The sequence below is a fragment of the Alicycliphilus denitrificans K601 genome (genome assembly GCF_000204645.1).
GTDB classification, from domain to species: Bacteria; Pseudomonadota; Gammaproteobacteria; order Burkholderiales; family Burkholderiaceae_C; genus Alicycliphilus; species Alicycliphilus denitrificans.
Genome location: NC_015422.1, coordinates 2,699,046 through 2,716,525 on the forward strand (window position 1 = coordinate 2,699,046; position 17,480 = coordinate 2,716,525).

At 71.4% G+C, this 17,480-nt stretch carries 12 protein-coding genes; 10 read left to right on the forward strand and 2 right to left on the reverse strand.

The features are described 5' to 3' along the window. Positions 1 to 55 precede the first annotated feature (55 nt). The 7 genes from ALIDE2_RS12870 to ALIDE2_RS12900 all read left to right on the forward strand — a co-directional run bounded on the left by ALIDE2_RS12870 (position 56) and on the right by ALIDE2_RS12900 (position 13,169). Positions 56 to 1,294 carry an efflux RND transporter periplasmic adaptor subunit gene (locus ALIDE2_RS12870; protein WP_013722232.1) on the forward strand — a complete coding sequence of 413 codons (1,239 nt, stop codon included), beginning with the start codon at positions 56 to 58 and terminating at the stop codon, positions 1,292 to 1,294. Between the two features lie 9 nt (positions 1,295 to 1,303). Next, on the forward strand, positions 1,304 to 4,447 hold the full coding sequence (locus ALIDE2_RS12875; RefSeq protein WP_013722233.1) for an efflux RND transporter permease subunit: 3,144 nt from the start codon (positions 1,304 to 1,306) through the stop codon (positions 4,445 to 4,447). Beyond that, a complete protein-coding gene (locus ALIDE2_RS12880; protein WP_013519217.1) occupies positions 4,444 to 5,952 on the forward strand; it encodes an efflux transporter outer membrane subunit in 1,509 nt (502 codons plus the stop codon). The genes ALIDE2_RS12875 and ALIDE2_RS12880 overlap by 4 nt, the downstream gene beginning before the upstream one ends. A 253-nt stretch (positions 5,953 to 6,205) precedes the next feature. Next, a complete protein-coding gene (nirB, locus tag ALIDE2_RS12885; RefSeq protein ID WP_013722234.1) occupies positions 6,206 to 8,656 on the forward strand; it encodes a nitrite reductase large subunit NirB in 2,451 nt (816 codons plus the stop codon). 72 nt (positions 8,657 to 8,728) lie between these two features. Next, a complete protein-coding gene (nirD, locus tag ALIDE2_RS12890) occupies positions 8,729 to 9,106 on the forward strand; it encodes a nitrite reductase small subunit NirD (RefSeq protein ID WP_013519219.1) in 378 nt (125 codons plus the stop codon). Further along, entirely contained in the window at positions 9,103 to 11,895 is a 2,793-nt protein-coding gene (locus tag ALIDE2_RS12895; RefSeq protein WP_013722235.1) for a nitrate reductase, read from the forward strand. The genes nirD and ALIDE2_RS12895 overlap by 4 nt, the downstream gene beginning before the upstream one ends. Before the next feature lie 50 nt (positions 11,896 to 11,945). Further along, positions 11,946 to 13,169: a nitrate/nitrite transporter gene (locus ALIDE2_RS12900; protein WP_013519221.1), complete on the forward strand. Its 1,224-nt coding sequence runs from the start codon at positions 11,946 to 11,948 to the stop codon at positions 13,167 to 13,169. A gap of 39 nt (positions 13,170 to 13,208) precedes the next feature. Here the strand turns inward: ALIDE2_RS12900 and ALIDE2_RS12905 are convergent, their stop codons facing one another. After that, a complete protein-coding gene (locus ALIDE2_RS12905) occupies positions 13,209 to 13,799 on the reverse strand; it encodes a DedA family protein (RefSeq protein WP_238530012.1) in 591 nt (196 codons plus the stop codon). A gap of 159 nt (positions 13,800 to 13,958) precedes the next feature. Here ALIDE2_RS12905 and ybiB point away from each other — a divergent pair, with 159 nt between their 5' ends. Together ybiB and cobA are read left to right on the forward strand one after the other, a co-directional pair. After that, positions 13,959 to 14,888: a DNA-binding protein YbiB gene (ybiB, locus tag ALIDE2_RS12910; RefSeq protein WP_041701502.1), complete on the forward strand. Its 930-nt coding sequence runs from the start codon at positions 13,959 to 13,961 to the stop codon at positions 14,886 to 14,888. Next, entirely contained in the window at positions 14,885 to 15,646 is a 762-nt protein-coding gene (cobA, locus tag ALIDE2_RS12915) for a uroporphyrinogen-III C-methyltransferase (RefSeq protein WP_013722237.1), read from the forward strand. The genes ybiB and cobA overlap by 4 nt, the downstream gene beginning before the upstream one ends. Here the strand turns inward: cobA and ALIDE2_RS12920 are convergent, their stop codons facing one another. Continuing rightward, on the reverse strand, positions 15,647 to 16,147 hold the full coding sequence (locus ALIDE2_RS12920) for an acyl-CoA thioesterase (RefSeq protein WP_041700883.1): 501 nt from the start codon (positions 16,145 to 16,147) through the stop codon (positions 15,647 to 15,649). A gap of 73 nt (positions 16,148 to 16,220) precedes the next feature. Between ALIDE2_RS12920 and ALIDE2_RS12925 the strand changes: the two genes are divergently transcribed. Then, entirely contained in the window at positions 16,221 to 17,462 is a 1,242-nt protein-coding gene (locus ALIDE2_RS12925; protein ID WP_013722239.1) for a BaiN/RdsA family NAD(P)/FAD-dependent oxidoreductase, read from the forward strand. The last annotated feature ends 18 nt before the right edge of the window (positions 17,463 to 17,480 follow it).

The following is a 17,480-nucleotide window of genomic DNA, read 5'->3' on the forward strand; positions in this document are numbered from 1 at the left end:
CCGCTCGACGTTCCGCCCCCGTCGGCCTCACCGAGACCCACTGCGTTCCGCACCCATGACCTCCGCGATCTGCGACAGCCCTGCACTGGTCCCCGCCTCCCCTCCGCGCACCGTTCCCTTTCCCGGCCTGGCCTGCATCCTGGCGCTGTCCCTGCTGCTCGCCGCCTGCGGCGACAAGAACGCCAAACCCGCCGCCGCAGAGCAGCCGCCCGAGGTCGGCGTGGTCACGCTGCAGCCCGAGCGCCGGGTGGTGACCACCGAGCTGCCGGGCCGCACCACGGCTTTCCTCTCGGCCGAGATCCGCCCTCAGGTCGGCGGCATTGTGCAAAAGCGCCTCTTCACCGAAGGCGCGCGCGTGGCGGCCGGCCAGGTGCTCTACCAGCTCGATCCTGCGCCCTACGAGGTGGCGCTGGCCAGTGCCGAGGCGCAGCTCGCCCGGGCTCGCGCCACGCTGAACACGGCCCGGACCAACGCCCGGCGCAATGCCGAGCTGGTGAAGATCGACGCCGTCAGCCGGCAGGTGTACGACGACAGCCAGGCCGCGGTGGCGCAGGCGCAAGCCGACGCGGGCGTGGCCGCCGCCGCCGTGGAGGCGGCGCGCATCAACCTGGGCTACACGCGCATCAAGTCGCCCATCGCGGGGCTGACCACCACGTCGGCGGTCACGCCGGGCGCGCTGGTCACGGCCAACCAGGCGGCGGCGCTGACCACGGTGTCGCAGATCGATCCGCTCTACGTGGACGTGACACAGTCGAGCAGCGAGGTGCTGCGCCTCAAGGGCGATCTGGCCGCCGGCCGCTTCAAGCGCGAGGGCAAGGGCGACGCGCGCGTGGCCATCAAGCTCGACGACGGCAGCACCTACGCGCAGGAGGCCGTGCTGCGCTTCAGCGGCGTACAGGTGAACCCCGCCACGGGCGCGATCACGCTGCGCGCCGTGGTGCCCAACCCCAACGGGCTGCTGATGCCCGGCATGTACGTGCGCGCCGTGCTGGAGGCGGGAGTGAACGAGCAGACCCTGCTCGCGCCGCAGCAGGCCGTGACGCGCGACCCCGCGGGCAACCCGAGCGTGCTGGTCGTCACGCCCGAGAACAAGGTCGAGCGCCGCCGCATCGCGACCGGCGCGGCCGTGGGCAACCGCTGGGAGGTGCTCTCGGGCCTGGCCGCTGGCGAGCGGGTCCTGGTGGATGGCGCACAGCGCGCGCGCCCCGGCGACACGGTGCGCCCCGTGCCCTGGGCGCCCAAGGCGCGGCAGGGCACGTCGGCCCAGGCCTCCCAGCCCGCTCCCCAGCCCTGAGGAACGGCCATGGCGCAGTTCTTCATCAACCGCCCCGTCTTCGCGTGGGTGCTGTCCATCGTCATCATGCTCGCGGGCGGGCTGTCCATCTTCACGCTGCCGCTGGAGATGTACCCCGAGATCGCGCCGCCGCGCGTGACCCTCAACACCACCTACACCGGCGCCTCGGCCGAGACGGTGGAGAACTCCGTCACCCAGGTGATCGAGCAGCAGCTCAAGGGCCTGGACAGGCTGCTCTACATGAGCTCCACGAGCGACTCGGCGGGCCGCTCGCGCACCACGCTCACCTTCGCGCCCGGCGCCAACATCGACGTGGCCCAGGTGCAGGCGCAGAACAAGCTGCAGGGCGCGATGAACCGCCTGCCCGACGCCGTGAAGAGCCGCGGCGTTTTCGTGAACAAGGGCGGGCAGGACTACCTCGTGACCTACGTGTTCACCTCGCCCGACCCGAACGTGTCGCAGGTGACCATAGGCGACTACCTGACCAGCAACGTGGTGGACGTGATCGCGCGCGTGGACGGCGTGGGCGACGTGACCGTGTTCGGCACCAACTACGCCATGCGCATCTGGATGAACCCTGCGCTCATGGAGAAGTACGCGCTCATGCCGTCCGACCTCGTGAACGCGCTCAACGCGCAGAACGCGCAGGTCTCGGCCGGGCAGCTTGGGACATTGCCCGCGGTGCCGGGGCAGATGCTCAACGCCACGGTCACCGCGCGCTCCAAGCTCACGAGCGTGCAGGAGTTCAAGGACATCGTGCTCAAGTCCGCGCCCGACGGTTCGGTGGTCACCATGGCCGACGTGGCGCGCGTGGAGCTCGCGGCCGACTCGCTCACGGTGCGCTCCATCCTCAACGGCCAGCCCGGCGCGGGCCTCGGCATCGTGCTGGCCGATGGCGCCAACGCCATGCAGGTGGCCGACGCGGTGGCCAGGAAGATCGCCGAGCTCGCACCCTACTTCCCTGACGGCATCACGGGCTTCGTGAGCTCGGACACCACGCCCTTCGTGCGCGCCTCGATCAAGGAGGTGATCAAGACGCTGGGCGAGGCCATGGTGCTCGTGACGCTGGTGATGTTCCTCTTCCTGCAGAACTTCCGCGCCACGCTGATCCCGGCGATCGCCGTGCCCGTGGTACTGCTGGGCACGCTGGGCGTGCTCTCGGCCATGGGCTACTCCATCAACATGCTGACCATGTTCGCGCTGGTGCTGGCCATCGGCCTGCTGGTGGACGACGCCATCGTGGTGGTCGAGAACGTCGAGCGCGTGATGAGCGAGCAGGGCCTGCCCCCGAAGGAGGCCACGCGCAAGTCCATGAAGGAGATCACGCCCGCGCTCGTGGGCATCGGCCTCACGCTGTCGGCCGTGTTCGTGCCCATGGCGTTCTTCGCGGGCTCGGTGGGCGTGATCTACCGGCAGTTCTCGATCACCATCGTCGCTGCCATGGGGCTGTCGGTGTTCGTGGCGCTCACGCTCACGCCCGCGCTGTGCGCGTCGCTGCTCAAGCCCATGGCGCACGAGCGCACGGTGCGGCGCGGCCCGCTGGGCTGGGTCGACCGCTTCTTCATCTGGTTCAACCACCACTTCGACCGCAGCGCCACGCGCTACCAGGGCACGGTGGCGCGGCTGCTGCGCCGCACGGGCCGCATGATGGTGCTGTTCGGCGCGGTGCTGGCGGCGGTGGCCTTCATGTTCCACCGCCTGCCCACCTCGTTCCTGCCCAACGAGGACCAGGGCTTCGTCGGGGCCACCGTCACGCTGCCCTCGGGCGCGACCGACGCGCGACTGATGGAGGTGATGGACCAGATACGCCTGTACTTCAAGGACAAGCCCGAGGTCTTCAGCACCAATGCCATCCTGGGCAACAACGGCAACCAGAGCTCGGGCAACATGTGGATACGCCTCACGCCCTGGGACAAGCGGCCGCTGCCCAGCCAGTCGGCCGAGGCCATCGCCAACCAGGCCACCAAGGATCTGGCCAGCATCCGCGACGCGCGCGTCTTCGTCACGCTGCCGCCGGCCGTGCGCGGCCTGGGGTCCAGCGCGGGCATCAACTTCGTGCTCAAGGACCTGAACGGCCTGGGCCACGATGCGCTGATGAAGGCCATGAACGACGTGATCGCCGCCTCGCGCAAGGAGCCAGCCATCATCAACATGCGCACCACGGGCTTCGACGACACGTCCGAGCTGAAGGTGGAGATCGACGACCGCAAGGCCGCCGCGCTCGGCGTGTCGGTGGCCGACATCAACGGCGTGCTCTCCAGCGCGCTGGGCGGCACCTACGTGAACGACTTCGTGCACTACGGCCGCGTCAAGCGCGTCTACATCCAGGGCGACGCGCCCTCGCGCATGCTGCCGCAGGACATCGCCCAATGGTCGGTGCGCAACCGCGACGGGCAGATGGTGCGCTTCTCGGCCTTCGCCACCACCAGCTGGGGCAACGGCTCGCCGCAGCTCATGCGCTACAACGGCAGCCCGGCGCTGGAGATGCAGGCCAACACGCCGCCCGGCGCGAGCTCGGGCGACGCCATGGCCGCCGTGGAGCGCATCATGGCCACCATGCCGCCCGGCATCGGCTTCGAGTGGACGGGCGCCTCGCTGCAGGAGCGCCAGTCGGGCTCGCAGGCGCCCATGCTGTACGCCGTCTCCATCCTGTTCGTGTTCCTGTGCCTGGCCGCGCTGTACGAGAGCTGGAGCGTACCCTTCTCGGTCATGCTGGCCGTACCGCTGGGCGTGATCGGGGCGCTGGCCGCCACCTACGGGCGCGGCCTGGCCAACGACGTGTACTTCCAGGTCGGGCTGCTGACCACCGTGGGCCTGGCCTCGAAGAACGCCATCCTGATCGTGGAGTTCGCCGTGCAGCTGCAGGAGCGCGGGCGCAGCCTGATCGACGCCACCGTCGAGGCCGTGCGCCTGCGCCTGCGGCCCATCCTCATGACCTCGCTGGCCTTCGGCTTCGGCGTGCTGCCGCTGGCCATCGGCACCGGCGCCGGTGCGGGCGGGCGCCGGGCCATCGGCACCGCCGTGCTCGGCGGCATGGTGTTTTCCACGCTGCTGGGCATCTTCTTCGTGCCCGTGTTCTTCCTGATCGTGCGGCGCCTGTTCACCTCGCGCGGCGCGCCCGCGCACACCCCCCAGCCGGAGGCCGCGCCATGATCCCCCGCCGCGCCCTGCTGGCCGCGCCGCTGGCGCTGGCGGCCTGCACCTCGCTCGCGCCCGACTACCAGGCCCCCGCCCTGCCCGTGCCGCCCACCATGGGCGCCGCGCAGCCGCCGATTGCCGCACAGGCGCCGGACCCGGCGCACGAAGCCACGCTGCACGTGACCGAGGCCGGGCCCCTGCCCTGGAGCGACTTCGTGCAGGAGCCGCGCCTGCGCGAGGTGGTGGCCCTCGCGCTGGCCCACAACCGCGACCTGCGCATGGCGGCGCTGGCCATCGAGCGCGCGCGCGCGCAGTACGGCATAGAGCGCTCCGCCCTCTTTCCCGCCGTGAACGCCACGGGCGCCGGCGCCCGCAGCCGCACGGCCGACGACCTGACCACCGCCGGGCGCCCCAACACCACGGGCCAGTACAGCGCCCAGCTCGGCTTCAGCAGCTACGAGCTCGACTTCTTCGGGCGCGTGCGCAGCCTGAACGACGCCGCGCTGCAGGAGTTCTTCCGCGTGGCCGAGAACCGCCGCAGCGTGCAGCTGAGCCTGGTGGCCGAGGTCATGAACGCCTGGCTCATGCTCGATGCCGACGCCCGCCGCCTGCAGCTGGCGCGCGAGACCCTGCGCACGCGCCAGCAGGCGCTGGACCTCACGCGCCGCAGCTTCGAGCTGGGCGCCACGTCGGCCCTGGCCCTGGCGCAGGCCCAGACGAGCGCCGATACCGCGCGCGTGGACGCGGCCGCCTTCGCATCGCAGGTCGCGCGCGACCGCAACGTTCTCGCGCTGCTGGCGGGCACGAGCGTGCCCGATGCGCTGCTGCCCGCCAGCGTGGCGTCCGTCCTGCCCGGCGCGGGCAAGGTCCCCGAGCTGCTCCCGCCCCCGGCGCCTGCCACGGCGCTGCTGGGCGTCGCGGCAGACCTGCCCTCCAGCGTGCTGCTGCACCGCCCGGACCTGCGCGCGGCCGAGCATGCGCTGCGCGGCAGCTACGCCAGCATCGGCGCGGCGCGCGCGGCTTTCTTCCCGTCCATCACGCTCACGGCATCGGTGGGCACGGCCAGCAACGCGCTGTCGGGCCTGTTCGGCGCGGGCAACGGCACCTGGACGTTCGCGCCCCAGATCCGCCTGCCGATCTTCGACGCCGGGCGCAACCAGGCCAACCTGCGCGTGGCCGAGGTCGCGCGCGACACCGCGCTGGCCCAGTACGAGAAGGCCATACAGACGGCCTTCCGCGAGGTTGCCGACACGCTGGCCGAACGCGCCACGCTGGACGAGCGCCTGGATGCCCAGCGCTCGCTGGTGCAGGCCAGCCAGCGCGCGCTGGAACTGTCCGACGCGCGCTTTCGCCTCGGGGCCGACAACTACCTCGCGGTGCTCGACGCGCAGCGCTCGCTGTACGCGGCGCAGCAGGCGCAGATCGCGCTGCAGCTGGCCGAGCAGGTCAACCGCGTCACGCTCTACAAGGTGCTGGGCGGGCAGTGGGCGGGCGACGCCGCGCCTCCTGACAGCTCCTGAGCCCCGCCTGCACCCGCCGCACCACGGCGGGGCATGGCGGCCACCTGCGCGCACCACCATACGCCAGCGGCATGCCCGCCACGCCCAAATGCTATTAAATAAATAGCTTATTGCGCTTACCTGATGCGCCTCTCAGGCCACTCCTGACAAGAACCATCGCCGACCTGCGGGCTGGCACACCTATTGCATTGACCCTCATGCGGCCGCTGTGGGCCGCGTTGTTGCCGATGCGGGGCATGGCCCCAGGGAGACGATGGTGAAGCAATCCAGACTGGTGATGGTGGGCAATGGAATGGCGGGCGTGCGCACGCTGGAAGAGCTGCTCAAGATCGCCCCCGATCTGTACGACATCACGGTGTTCGGCGCCGAGCCGCACCCGAACTACAACCGCATCCTGCTCTCGCCCGTGCTGGCGGGTGAGCAGACGGTGGACGAAATCGTCCTCAACGACTGGTCCTGGTATCAGGAGCACGGCATCGCGCTGCACGCGGGCCATACCGTGACCGCCGTCGACCGCGCGCGCCGCCTGGTGCATGCGCGCGGCCCCGGCGGCGAGGCGGTCAGCGCGCCCTATGACCGGCTGATCCTGGCCACCGGCTCCAACCCCTTCATGCTGCCGATCCCCGGCAAGGACCTGGCAGGCGTGCTGGCCTACCGCGACATCGCCGACACCCAGGCCATGATCGACGCCGCCGCGAAATACCGCAGCGCGGTGGTCATCGGCGGCGGCCTGCTGGGGCTGGAGGCGGCCAACGGCCTGATGAAGCGCGGCATGCAGGTAACCGTGGTGCACGCCGGCGAATGGCTGATGGAGCGCCAGCTCGACCCCGTGGCCGGGCGCATGCTGCAGAAGGCGCTGCAGGAGCGCGGCATGCGCTTTCTCATGCAGGCCCAGACGCAGGAGCTGCTGGGCGACGGCGACGGACGGGTGCGCGCCGTGCGCTTCAAGGACGGCAGCGAAGCGCCCGCCGACCTGGTGGTGATGGCCGTGGGCATACGCCCCAACACCGCGCTGGCCGAGTCCATGCGCCTGCACGTGGAGCGCGGCATCGTGGTCCACGACACGCTGCAGACCACCACCGACGCGCGCATCTACGCCGTGGGCGAATGCGCCGCGCACCGGGGCGTGGCCTACGGCCTGGTGGCGCCGCTGTTCGAGCAGGCGAAAGTGCTGGCCAACCACCTGGCGGAATTCGGCATCGGCCGCTACCTGGGCTCGCAGACCTCGACCAAGCTCAAGGTCACGGGCATCGACCTGTTCTCGGCGGGCAACTTCCAGGGCGGCGAAGGCACCGAGGAGATCGTCATGAGCGACCCCGGCGCCGGGCACTATAAGAAGCTGGTGCTCAAGGACGACAGGCTGGTGGGCGCCTGCCTGTACGGCAACACCGTGGACGGCGGCTGGTACTTCAAGCTGCTGCGCGACGGCCGGGCCGTGGCCGACATCCGCGACAGGCTCATGTTCGGCGAGAGCAACATCGGCGAGGGCGGCCACGCCGGCCAGAGCCAGGCCGCCGCCATGCCCGACGAGGCCGAGGTCTGCGGCTGCAACGGCGTGACCAAGGGCGCCATCTGCAAGGCCATCAAGGAAAAGGGCCTGTTCACCCTGGACGAGGTGCGCAAGCACACCAAGGCCAGCGCCAGCTGCGGCTCGTGCACCGGCCTGGTGGAGCAGATCCTCATGGCCACCGCAGGCGGCGACTACTCCGCCACGCCGAAGACGAAGCCCCTGTGCGCCTGCACCGAGCACGGCCACCAGGCCGTGCGCGACGCGATCCGCACCAATCATCTGCTGAGCAAGGAGGAGGTCTTCGCCTTCATGGAGTGGAAGACGCCCGACGGCTGCCCGAGCTGCCGCCCGGCCGTCAACTACTACCTGATCAGCACCTGGCCCAAGGAGGCGCTGGACGACCCGCAGAGCCGCGCCATCAACGAGCGCAGCCACGCCAACATCCAGAAGGACGGCACCTACAGCGTGGTGCCGCGCATGTGGGGCGGCGAGACCTCTGCCGCCGAGCTGCGCCGCATCGCCGACGTGGTGGACAAGTACGGGATCCCCACCGTCAAGGTCACGGGCGGCCAGCGCATCGACCTGCTGGGCGTGAAGAAGGAAGACCTGCAGGCCGTGTGGCGCGACATAGGCATGCCCTGCGGCCACGCCTACGGCAAGAGCCTGCGCACCGTGAAGACCTGCGTGGGCAGCGAATGGTGCCGTTTCGGCACGCAGGACAGCAGCGCCCTGGGGCGCGACCTGGAGCGCGCGCTGTGGCGCATGTACGCGCCGCACAAGGTCAAGCTCGCCGTCAGCGGCTGCCCGCGCAACTGCGCCGAGAGCGGCATCAAGGACGTGGGGGTCATCGGCGTCGACTCGGGCTGGGAGATCTACGTGGCCGGCAACGGCGGCATCAAGACCGAGGTGGCGCAGTTCTTCACCAAGGTGAAGACGGCCGGGGAAGTGCTCGAAGTCAGCGGCGCCTTCCTGCAGCTGTACCGCGAGGAAGGCTGGTACCTGGAGCGCACAGTGCACTACGTCGGCCGGGTGGGCCTGGACTACGTGAAGAAAAGGGTGCTCGACGACGCGGCCGGCCGCCAGGCCCTGTGGACGCGGCTGCAGTCCGCCCTGGAGGGCGAGCCCGACCCCTGGTTCGAGGGCGGGAAGGCCCGCGTGGACGCGCGCCAGTTCATCCCTATCGCCGTCGCCTGATTCCCGAATTCCAAGAAAAAACCGCATCCAGCGCTTATCCAACAAGCGCCAGCAGCTATTAAAGGAATAGTAATGACGAACTGGAAATACATCTGCCAGGTGCAGGACATCCCGCGCCAGGGTGCGCGCCGCGTGGCGCGGCCCCGGGGGCTGGAGGTGGCGCTGTTTCGCACCGCCGGAGACGAGGTGTTCGCCCTGCTCGACCGCTGCCCGCACAAGGGCGGCCCCCTGAGCCAGGGCACGGTGTTCGGCAAGAGCGTGGCCTGCCCGCTGCACAACTGGACGATAGGCCTGTGCAACGGCCAGGCCGCCGCGCCCGACGAGGGCTGCACGCCCGCCTTCCAGGTGAAGGTGGAGGGCGGCGCGGTGTTCCTGGACGCCGATGAGCTGGCAGGCCGCGCCCTGCACGAAACCCGCCCGCTGGCCGGCCCCGCACTGCACTGCGCATGACACAACACACCCGCTCCACCTGCCCCTACTGCGGCGTTGGCTGCGGCGTGCTGATCGAAAGCGAGGCCGGCCGCATCACCGGCGTGCGCGGCGATCCCGCGCACCCGGCCAACCTCGGGCGCCTGTGCTCCAAGGGCGCCACCCTGCACCTCACCGCCCGCCCCGAGGTGCAGGAGCAGGTGCGCCTGCTGCAGCCGCTGCGCCGCGCTGCGCGCGGCGCAGCGGCCCAGCCCATAGCCTGGGACACGGCGCTGGACACCCTGGCGCAGCGCATCGCCGCCACCGTACGCCAGCACGGCCCCGACGCCGTGGGCCTGTACGTCTCGGGCCAGCTGCTGACCGAGGACTACTACGCCTTCAACAAGTTCGCCAAGGGCCTGCTGGGCACGAACAACATCGACACCAACTCACGCCTGTGCATGAGCAGCGCCGTGGCCGGCTACAAGGCCACGCTGGGCGCGGACGCCCCGCCCGCCTGCTACGAGGATATCGCCCAGGCATCCACCCTGTTCATCGCCGGGGCCAACCCGGCCTGGGCGCACCCCATCCTGTTCAGGCGCATCGAGGACGCCAGGCGCGCCAACCCGGCGCTGAAGATCATCGTCTGCGACCCCCGGCGCACCGACAGCGCCGCCCTGGCCGACCTGCACCTGGCGCTGCGCCCCGGCTCCGACCTGTGGCTGCTGCATGGCATGCTGCGCTGCATGGTGGAGCAGGGCTGGACCGACCCGGCCTACATCGCTGCCCACACCAGCGGCTGGACCGCGCTGCAGGCCCAGGTGGCGCAGGCTACGCCCGAAGCCGTGTGGCAGCACTGCGGCATCGCCCCCGCCGACCTGCTGCAGGCCGCGCGCTGGTTCGCCGGGGTGGAGAGCGGCAGCGACCCGCGCCGCCCCACGCTCAGCCTGTATTGCCAGGGCCTGAACCAGTCGGCGCGCGGTACCGACAACAACGCCGCCCTGATCCACCTGCACCTGGCCTGCGGCCAGATCGGCAAGCCCGGCGCGGGGCCGTTCTCGCTCACCGGCCAGCCCAACGCCATGGGCGGGCGCGAGGTGGGTGCGCTGGCCAACCAGCTGAGCGCGCACCGCAACCTGGCCGACCCGCGGCACCGCGCCGAGGTCGCCGCCCTGTGGGGCGTGCCCGAGGTGCCGGCCGCGCCGGGCAAGGCCGCCGTCGAGATGTTCGAGGCCGCCGCCGAGGGGCACATCAAGCTCCTGTGGATCGCCTGCACCAACCCCGCGCACAGCCTGCCCGACCAGGCCCTGGTGCGCCGCGCCCTGCAGCGCGCCGAATTCGTGGTGGTGCAGGACGCCTACGCCGGCGTGGCCACGGCCCGCTTCGCCGACCTGCTGCTGCCCGCCGCCACCTGGGGCGAGAAGGAAGGTACGGTCACCAACAGCGAGCGGCGCATCAGCCGCGTGCGCGCCGCCGTGCCCGCGCCGGGCCAGGCCTGGGCCGACTGGCGCATCGTCACGCAGGTGGCGCGGCGCCTGCAGCCGCTGCTGCCCCAGCGCGCCGCCCTGCCCGGCCTGTTCCCCTACGAAGGCCCCGAGGCCATCTGGAACGAGCACCGCGAGAGCACGCGCGGGCGCGACCTGGACATCACCGGCCTGGACTGGGCGCTGCTGGAGGCCGCGCCGCGCCAATGGCCCTGCCCCACGGGCCAGGCCGAAGGCACGGCCCGCCTGTACGCCGACGGCCGCTTCGCCACGGCGGACGCGCGCGCGCGCTTCGTGCCCCAGCAGCCCGGCGGCGTGGCCGAGCCCACCGACGCGCGCTACCCGCTGGCCCTGCTCACCGGCCGCCTGCGCGACCAGTGGCACGGCATGAGCCGCAGCGGCACGGTGGAGAGCCTGTGGGCCCACGCCGGCGAGCCCGTGGCGCAGATGCACGCTGCCGACATGGCGCGCCTGGGCCTGCGGGACGGTGACCTGGCCTACCTCACCAGCCGCCGCGGCAGCATCGTCGCCCCCGCGCGGGCCAGCGACGAGCTGGCGAGCGGCCAGGTGTTCCTGCCCATGCACTGGGGCGACGAGGTGCTGGGCGGCGCCAGCAGCACGGGCCGGCGCCTGGCGGGGGTGAACGCGCTGACCACGGCGGCGCGCTGCCCGCAGTCGCTGCAGCCCGAGCTCAAGCACGCGGCCATCAAGGTGCTCAAGGCCGAGCTGCCCTGGAGCCTGTGGGCCCAGGCTTGGCTGCCGCTCGCGCAGGTGCACCGCGCGCGCGAGGCACTCCAGTCGCTCATGGACGCCTTCCCCTTCGCCAGCTGCAGCCTGTTCGGCCGCCCCGGCACCGGCACGGGGCTGCAGCTGCGCGCGGGCGCGCACCACGCGCCGGACGAGGCGCTCGTCGAGCGCATCGCCGGCCTGCTGGACCTGCAGGGCGCGGGCCTGCTCAGCTACCGCGACGCGCGCCGCGGGCAATGGCGCCGCGCCCGCCTGCAGGACGCGGACGGCGCGCAGCGGCTGCAGGCCGTGCTGCTGGCCGGCGACGCGAGCGCCCAGGCCTGGATCGCCCCCCTGCTGCAAGAGCGCCACGACGCCCAGCCGCTGCGCCGCGCCCTGCTGCAGCCCGGCGCCAAAGCCCCGCAGGCCCTGGCCACGCGCGGCGCCACCGTCTGCGCCTGCGAGGGCGTGGCCGAGAACGCCATCGCCGACCTGCTGCGCTCCTGCACGGGCGACGCCGCCCAGCGCCTGCAGCGGCTCAAGAACGAGCTGCGCTGCGGCACGCAATGCGGCTCCTGCGTGCCGCAGCTGCAGCGCATGGTGCAGGCCAGCCTGGCATGAACCCGAAGCACCTCCCCCCATCCATCCACCATCCCACCAGGAGAAGCACCATGGCGCCACCGCGCTCCTTCCTCAAGTCCGGCCACCTGCCCACGCTGCTGGCCTCCTTCCTGTACTTCGACTTCTGCTTCGCGGTCTGGGTGCTCAACGGCGCCATGGCCCCCTTCATCTCCGAGGCCTACCAGCTCAGCGCCGCGCAAAAGGGCTTCATGATCTCGGTGCCCATACTGGCCGGGGCGCTCATGCGCTTTCCGCTGGGCGTGCTGGCCCAGTACATAGGCCGCAAGAACGCCGCCATGGTCGAGATGGGGCTCATCATGGCCGCGCTGGCCCTGGGCTTCTTCTTCATCCGCGGCTACGACCACGTGATCGCCATGGGCGTGCTGCTGGGCATCGCCGGGGCCAGCTTCGGCGTGGCGCTGAGCCTGGGCAGCGGCTGGTACCCGCCCCAGCACAAGGGCCTGGCCATGGGCATCGCGGGCGCCGGCAACTCGGGCACGGTGCTCGCCGTGCTGCTGGCCCCTCCGCTGGCCCAGGCCTACGGCTGGCAGACGGTGTACGGCCTGGCCGGGCTGTGCATGCTGCTGCCCTTCACGGTGATGGCCGTGTTCGCCAAGGAGCCGCCGGACCATGAGAAGCAAAGCCTGCGCCAGCATGTCGCCTGCCTGTTCGAGAAGGACGGCTGGACCTTCAGCCTGCTGTACGTGGTGACCTTCGGCGGCTTCATCGGCCTGGCGAGCTTCCTGCCCACCTACTTCCACGACCAGTTCGGCGTGAGCAAGGTGCAGGCCGGGCAGCTGACCATGCTGGCCGCGGTCATGGGCTCGGGCCTGCGCGTGGCGGGCGGCTACCTGGCCGACCGCCTGGGCGGCATCCACACCCTCACGGGCGTGCTGATCCTGGTGGCCGCCACGCTCGTGGCCTGCGGCCTGGCCGAGGGCCAGCTGACGGCCACCACGCTGCTGTTCATGCTGTGCTTCGCCGCCCTGGGGGCGGGCAACGGCGCGCTGTTCCAGCTCGTGCCGCTGCGCTGGCCGCTGACCACCGCCGTGGCCGGCTCCATGATCGGCGAGATCGGCGCCCTGGGCGGCGGCCTGGTGCCCAACGCCATGGGCCTGTCCAGGCAGTACCTGGGCAGCTACCTGTGGGGCTTCATCGCCCTGGCCCTGCTGGCCCTGGCCATGCTGGCCGTGCTGCGCCTCATGCAGCCGCGCTGGACCCGCACCTGGAGCCGCCCCGGCGGGCGCGCCCCGGCACCCGTCCCGGCCGCCTGAGCCCTGCGACCCCTTTGCCCGGCAATGCGCGCATGGCCCTCAATCCCTCTGCCTGGATGCGATGGCGCCATGCCTGCGGCGTGTGACAAGCCACCACGCCAGCCCGAGCAGCAGCGCTGCTGCCAGCGCCCACAATTCGTCGGCGTCGATGGCCGCGAGCCAATGTGCCAGGGCGTGGCCAAAGCCATAGCCGACGCTCGCCACGGCCAGCGCCCAGACCAGTGCCCCGGCCCCGTTGAGCAGGAAGAAGCGCAGCCACGGCACGCCGCTCATGCCCATGGCCAAAGGTCCTGCAATGCGCAGGCCGTACAGAAAGCGAATGGACAGAATCACCGGAAGGTCGTGGCGCTCCAGCAGGGCGCGTGCGTGCGCCGTGCGTGCCTGCAGGGAAGGAAAGCGCTCCAGCAGCCGCGCGCCATGGCGGCGCCCCAGAAAGAAGTACAGCTGGTCGCCGGCAAAACCCGCCAGGGCCGCCACGGCCACCACGGCGGGCAGCCACAAATGGCCGCGGCTCGCCGCGGCACCGGCCACAAGAAGCACGGTCTCGCCCTCCAGAAAAGTGCCGGCGGCCACGGCCAGGTAGCCATAGGACTGGATCAGCTCGACAACCGTCATATATGCGTTGCTCATGGTCAGCTGCCGTCGCAGCACAATGGAGCCGGCGATGAAGACGACCGGCACCGCCGAAGCACTATAGCGACTCGGAGCCAGCGGCAAGCCATCGGTGCATATAGCAGCCAGTTGTCTTGCATGCCGGAGAATATGCGCATCGTTCCTGCACACACCACCATGGGCATCAGCCACTACATCAAGGAAATAGGCCGCGGCGCGCGCGGCGCCAAGGCCCTGGACCGCACCCAGGCCGCCGACCTGTTCGGCCAGGTGCTCGACGGCCGGGTGACCGATCTGGAGGTCGGCGCCTTCTGCGTGGCCATGCGCATTAAGGGCGAGACCGTGGACGAGATGTGCGGCTTCCTGGATGCGGTGCACACGCGCATCGCCGCCTTCCCCGCCTGCGCGGATGGGCAGCCGCTCATCGTGCTGCCCAGCTACAACGGGGCGCGCAGGCTGCCCGTGCTCACGCCGCTGCTGGCCCTGCTGCTGGCGCGCGAGGGCCAGAGCGTGCTGCTGCACGGCATGCGCACCGAGGCGCGCCGGGTTCTGGCGTCCGATGTGCTCGAAGCGCTCGACATACCTGCGCTGGCAGCTCCCGAAGAAATAGCACCCGGCAGCGTGGCGCACATATCCACCGCGGCGCTGCTGCCGGGCCTGGCGCGCCTTTTGTCGGTGCGCGAGGCGATCGGCCTGCGCACCCCCGCCCACAGCGTGGCCAAGCTGGTCGCCCCCTGCGCGGGCCCGGCGCTGGTGGTGGCCAGCTACACCCACCCGGAGTATTTCGAGCTGCTGGGCGCCACCTTCGGCGCGCTGGGCGCGCATGCGCTGCTCTCGCGCGGACTGGAAGGCGAGGTGGCGGCCGACCCGCGCCGCCAGCCGCGCTACGACGCCTTCGTGGCCGGCACGCACCAGCTGCTGCAGGAGCAGCAGCCCGGCACGGCCGACGAGGTGCCGGGCCTTCCGGCCGAGATCGACGTGGCCAGCACCGCGGCCTACACGCGCCGCGTGCTCGCGGGCCAGGCGCCCGTGCCGGCGCCGCTGCAGCAGCAGGTGCGGCACATCGTGCACCTCGCCTGCCAGATCACGGCGCGGGGCCGCCCATGACGGCCCCGTCCGCAAACGGCAGCTGCACCCTGGTGGGCGCCGGCCCGGGCGACCCGGAGCTGCTCACCCTCAAGGCGCTCAAGGCCATCCAGGCGGCCACCGTGCTGCTGGTGGACGACCTGGTGAGCGACGCCATCCTGGCTCTGGCCCCGCCCGGCGCGCGCATCGTGTACGTGGGCAAGCGCGGCGGCTGCAAGAGCACGCCCCAGGCGCACATCGAGGCGCTCATGGTCGCGGCCGTGCGCGAGGGCGAGACCGTGGTGCGCCTCAAGGGGGGCGACCCCTTCATCTTCGGCCGCGGCGGCGAGGAGGTGCAGCACCTGGCCGGCGCGGGCATCGCCGTGCAGGTGGTCAACGGCATCACGGCGGGCCTGGCCGGCATGACGCTGCTGGGCGCGCCGCTCACGCACCGCCGACACGCTCATGGCGTGGTCTTCATCACCGGCCACAACCATCCCGGAGAAGCCGGCACCGACTGGCGCCGGCTCGGCGCCACGGCGCGCGATGCGCGCCTCACGCTCGTGATCTACATGGGCATCGCCAGCTGCGCCCGCATCCAGCGCGAGCTGCTCGACGCCCTGCCCGCGCACACGCCGGCGGCCGTGATCCAGCACGTGAGCCTGCCGCAGCAGCGCCACGCGGTCACCACGCTGGGCGCGCTGCAGGAAACGATAGCGCGCGAGGGGCTCGCGAGTCCCTCGGTGATCGTGATCGGCGACGTGGTGCGCGGCATCCACGCCGTGCGCGCCGGGGCCTGATCAGCCGCCCGCGCCGGCCTGCCCCGCCTGGCGGATCTCCTCGAAGCGCTGGGCCTGCTCCCGGCGCAGCGCCTTGCGCAGCAGCGCGGCCTCCCAGCGGCGGCGCCCGTCGTGGCCCGTGGGCGTAAGCGGCGGCACGGGCGTGGGCTTGCCCGCATCGTCCACCGCCACCATCGAGAAGAAGCAGCTGTTCACGTGCCGCACGACCTGGGTGCGTATGTCCTCGGCCACCACCTTGATGCCGATCTCCATCGACGACTTGCCCGTGTGGTTGACGCTGGCCAGGAAGGTCACGAGCTCGCCCACGTGGATGGGCTGCAGGAACGTCACCTGGTCCACGCTGAGCGTGACCACGTAGCGGCCCGAATAGCGGCTGGCGCAGGCATACGCCACCTGGTCGAGCAGCTTGAGGATGGCGCCGCCGTGGACGTTGCCGGAGAAGTTGGCCATGTCGGGCGACATGAGCACGGTCATGCTGAGCTGGTGGGCGGGCAGGTTCATGCGCGGCATTGTAGAAAGCCGCGCCCGCGGCTGCGCGACAATCGCAGGCTTTGCCCGCCAGGATAGCCGCCCCGTGTCCACACCGTTCTTTGACGCCGTCATCATCGGCGCCGGCGCCGCCGGCCTGTTCTGCGCCGCGCAGGCGGGCCAACGCGGGCTCAAGGTGCTGCTCGTCGACCATGCGGAGAAGGTGGCCGAGAAGATCCGCATCTCGGGCGGCGGGCGCTGCAACTTCACCAACCGCGACCTGGACCCGCGCGCGCCGCAGCGCCACTTCCTGGGGCAGAACCCGCAGTTCTGCCGCTCCGCCCTGTCGCGCTACACCCCGCAGGACTTCATCGCGCTGGTGCAGCGGCACGGCATCGCGTTCCATGAGAAGCACAAGGGCCAGCTGTTCGCCGACCGCTCTGCCGAGGGCATCATCTCCATGCTGCTGGCCGAATGCGCCGACGGCCGAGTGCAGCGCTGGCAGCCCTGCGGCGTGAAAAAGATAGTCTTTTCGGCACCTGACGCCCAAGGGACAGGCTCCAGTAGCTATCAAATCGATACCGATCGCGGCCCCGCGCAGGCGCGCAGCCTGGTCGTCGCCACGGGCGGGCTGTCCATCCCCAAGATCGGCGCGAGCGACTTCGGCTACCGGATCGCCCGACAGTTCGGCCTGCCGCTGGTGCAGCAGCGCCCCGGCCTGGTGCCGCTGACCTTCGACGGCGCGGACTGGGCACCCTACGCGCGGCTGGCGGGCCTGGCCCTGCCGGTGGAGATAGGCACCGGCGCCGGGAAGGAGCGCATGGTCTTCCACGAAGACCTGCTGTTCACCCACCGTGGCCTGTCGGGGCCGGCGGTGCTGCAGATATCGAGCTACTGGCAAGACGGCGCGCCGCTGGACATCGACCTGGCGCCGGGCATCGACCTGCCCGCCGCGCTGGCGCAGGCCAAGGCGCGCTCCAGGAAGCGCGTCGCCAACGAACTCGCCACCCTGGTGCCCGCCCGCCTGGCCGACGCCTGGGCCGGCACCGACGCCGACTGGCAGCGCCCCATCAACGAGGCCAGCGACAAGGCCCTGGCGCGCCTGGCCGCGCAGCTCGCGCGCTGGCGGCTCACGCCCACCGGCACCGAGGGCTACCGGAAGGCCGAGGTCACGCTGGGCGGCGTGGACACGCACGCCCTGTCGCAGCAGACCATGGAGTGCAGAGCCCAGCCGGGCCTGTACTTCATCGGCGAGGTTGTGGACATCACCGGCTGGCTCGGCGGCTACAACTTCCAGTGGGCCTGGTCCAGCGCCCATGCGTGCGCCCAGGCCCTGCCGATGGATTGATCGATACAGGCGAAAAAC